Here is a 3489-nt window from a genome sequence, read left to right as displayed (position 1 = left end):
GCGCAAGATCTGGGCATCAGCCGCACCACTTTGTATGCCAGGCTCAAGGCATTGCGGATCACCGACGGCGGACTGTCCATTTCCTGAACACTTCGCAGCCGCGTCGCGTCCCTAGCGTTGGTGTAGTCCACACCACGCGCGAAGAGCGCGACGTTCAGGAGGCACCAGGATGACCGCGGTAACAGAAGTCCAGCCGCAGCCCAAGGTGAAGGAATTTCTTTCCAGCACCGGAAAACTGCTCATCAACGGGGAATGGGTGGCTGCCAGGTCAGGGCGAACCTTCGCCACGTACGACCCCGCTACGGGCGGGAAACTCGCCGATGTCGCTCATGGCGAGGCGGCCGACATCGATGCCGCGGTACGGGCGGCCCGCGCCGCGTTCGACGGCCCCTGGTCGAGGTTGAAGTCCAATCAGCGCGAACGACTCATCTGGCGGATCGGTGATCTGCTGTCGGAGCGGGCCGAGATCTTCGGTCAGGTGGAATCGCTCGACAACGGCAAGTCCGCGACTATCGCGCAGGTCGTCGACACCGAGTGGGCGGGGGATGTATTCCGCTGGTAGACACGTCAAAACATAATATGACTCAGCGCACTAGATTAGCTCGCTCTGCGTACTCCTCTTTCCTCAGCACTCCACCGGACCGGAACACATCGGTCAAATCCTGATAGGTCGCTCTCATGTCAAAGCCCTTCCCCCAACATCCAATGCTCTCCGGCAACTTCGCCCCGGTCATGGCAGAGTGCTACGCACCAGAACTAATCGTCACTGAAGGCGAACTCCCGCCTGGACTGGAAGGCACGCTGTTCCGGAACGGTCCCAATCCAATGTATCCGCCCATGGGCGACAAGCATCATTGGTTCATGGGCGAAGGCATGCTTCACGCCATCAGCATCGCTGACGGACGCGCGAGCTATCGCAACCGATGGATCGAGACGGAATCGTACCGCGCACAGCGGGCGGCCGGCCGACGGCTCGTCCCGACGACCTTTGAGGATCAGCCGGCGCCGGGCAGCGAGACCCTTCGCCGTCACCTGGCCAACACACACGTCTACTGGCACGGCGACCGCCTCCTGGCCTTCGCCGAAGGCAATTCGCCCGTTGAGGTCGATCCGCTTGACCTCGCGACCCGGGGCTCCTGGACCTTCGACGGCGCTTACACGGGCCCTGTGACCGGGCACCCGAAGATCGACCCTGAGACAGGTGAAATGCTGATGTTCAGCTACATGACAGGCGGGCCGTTCAACACGGCCATGTCCTACCACGTGGTGGACGCGCAGGGACGGATGACCCGTTCGGAGGTATTCCAGGCGCCCTACGCCAGCATGGTCCACGACTTCATCGCCACGGCGGAGCACGTGGTGTTTCCGATCTTCCCGGCGACGATCGATCAGGAGCGGATAATAAAGGGCGGGCCTGTGATCGCCTGGGACCCGCGGCAGCGCACCTGCATCGGCATCCTGGACCGTAAGGCCGGCGCGGACACGATCCGCTGGTTCGAAGGGGAGCCTTGCTATGTCTTCCATCCCCTCAACGCCTACACGACACACGAAGGGGGCGGGACCCAAGTGGTCGCGGACGTGATCCGGTTCGATCGCGTCCCATTGTTCCCGAACGTGGACGGCAGCCCGGCGCCGCACAGCTTGGCCGCCGACGCTGGGCTGTTGGTGCGCTGGACCTTTGAACTCGACGGGACGAGCAACGATTACAAGGAAAGGGTCCTCACCGACCTACCGGGTGAGTTCCCGCGGCTCGACGATCGCTTTGCAGGGCTAAACTATCGCCACGGCTTCTACGCGGCCCAGCGGGGACCACAGGTCGCAAGCTGCTTTTACGACACCTTGGCGCACGTGGATCTCAGCACCGGAGCGCAACGGGAATGGTCCGCGGGACCTGGTTGCTTCGTCCACGAGCCGGTATTCGTCCCACGGCAGGTCGGGGTGCCCGAAGGCGACGGGTGGCTGGTAACGCTGATGTACGACGGAGCACGCAATCTCAGCGACCTGATAGTGCTCGACACGCACGACGTGACCGCCGGACCGGTAGCCCGGGCCGAGCTTCCGGTACGCGTGCCCTTCGGCTTCCACGGCAGCTGGCGCGACCGCGGCTAAGCCTCGATCCGCTGACGGTTGATCGCGGGGATGTGCGCGGGTGCGGACAGTACCGACGATGTCGACGTGCTGTGTAGCGGCGGCATGAGCAGAATGTTCGAGCGGGTGTATGCACCATCGACGATCAGAACCTTGTTGCGGGAGTTCGCCTTCGGTCATGCCCGGCAGTTGGAGTCGGTGCTGGCCGCGCACCTGTCCCGGTCGCTGGATCGGGTTGCTGTACGGGGGCCCGTCGCAGATGTCGAAGGTGGCGGAAAATTTGGCTTTCTGAGCGGAAGCCATGAGAGAAATTAGGGAGTTCCGATGTTCAGCACTATGCAGGACGAGCCTTTGTCGCTGGCGACGTTGCTGCGCTACGCATCGACGTTCGCCGGGGATTCCACCGTGTCCACCTGGACCGGTACCGGCGTGCGCACCATGACCTACCGTGAGGTCGGCACCGAGTCGGCGCGGTTGGCGAACGCGCTGCGTGGGTTGGGGGTCGGGGTCGGCGATCGGGTCGGCACGTTCATGTGGAACAACAACGAGCATCTGGTCGCCTATATCGCGGTGCCGGCGATGGGTGCGGTGCTGCATGCGCTGAACATCAGGCTGTTCCCCGAACAGGTGGTGTATGTGGCCAATCACGCCGAAGACCAGGTGGTGCTGGTGGACGGCACGCTGGTGCCGCTGTTCGGTCAGATCCTTCCGCATCTGACCACGGTCCGGCACGTGATCGTGGTCAACGGTGACGCGGCCACACTGACCGCGCCCGAGGGCGTGGCGGTGCACTCCTACCCCGAACTGCTGGCCGCGCAGCCGGAGGTCTACGACTTCCCCGTGATCGACGAGCGCTCGGCCGCCGCCATGTGCTACACCTCGGGCACCACGGGCGACCCGAAGGGCGTGGTGTACTCGCACCGCTCCAACTGGCTGCACGCCATGCAGGTGGCGGCGAACAACGGGATGGGCCTGTTCGAAACCGACACCATTCTGGCGATCGTGCCGCTGTTCCACGCGAATGCGTGGGGGCTGCCGTACGCGGCGTTGATGTCGGGCTCGAATCTGCTCATGCCCGACCGGTTCCTGCAGCCGGGTCCGCTGCTGGAGTGCATGGCCGCGCAGAAGCCGTCCTTCGCCGCGGCGGTGCCGACGATCTGGGGTGGGGTGCTGGCGGCGTTGGCGGCCAGTCCGCAGGACATCACGCATCTGCGTGCGGTGGTGGTGGGCGGTTCGGCGGTGCCGCCGTCGATGATGCGCACCTTCGAGGACTCCCACGGGGTGCGGGTGCTGCACGCGTGGGGGATGACCGAGACCTCGCCGCTGGGCAGTGTCGCCCATCCGCCGGCGACCGCGGTCACCGAGGAGCAGAAGTGGGCCTTCCGGGTGACCCAGGGCCGG

General features: G+C 64.7%; 2 protein-coding genes and 2 pseudogenes. All 4 read left to right on the top strand.

Features of this window, described 5'->3' with window-relative positions; genetic code table 11:
* Positions 1 to 169: 169 nt before the first annotated feature.
* Positions 170 to 559 (top strand): annotated as a pseudogene (locus IU459_RS36800) (aldehyde dehydrogenase family protein); the annotation flags it as partial.
* A gap of 119 nt (positions 560 to 678) precedes the next feature.
* Complete coding sequence (locus tag IU459_RS36795) at positions 679 to 2109, top strand: carotenoid oxygenase family protein (RefSeq protein WP_195134196.1); 1431 nt, start codon at positions 679 to 681, stop codon at positions 2107 to 2109.
* Between the two features lie 18 nt (positions 2110 to 2127).
* Positions 2128 to 2325, top strand: a pseudogene (locus tag IU459_RS36790) (IS1380 family transposase); the annotation flags it as partial.
* 87 nt (positions 2326 to 2412) lie between these two features.
* Positions 2413 to 3489: AMP-binding protein (locus tag IU459_RS36785; RefSeq protein WP_195134195.1), on the top strand; the 1077-nt coding region annotated here is incomplete at its 3' end.

This window comes from Nocardia amamiensis (assembly GCF_015477605.1).
GTDB classification, from domain to species: Bacteria; Actinomycetota; Actinomycetes; order Mycobacteriales; family Mycobacteriaceae; genus Nocardia; species Nocardia amamiensis_A.
This window is presented reverse-complemented; position numbering and strand designations above follow the sequence as displayed.

What these genes read in the sequence shown, in the direction of transcription:
- IU459_RS36795 (WP_195134196.1), top strand. Translation starts at nt 679, where the DNA reads ATGTCAAAGCCCTTCCCCCAACATCCAATGCTCTCCGGCAACTTCGCC.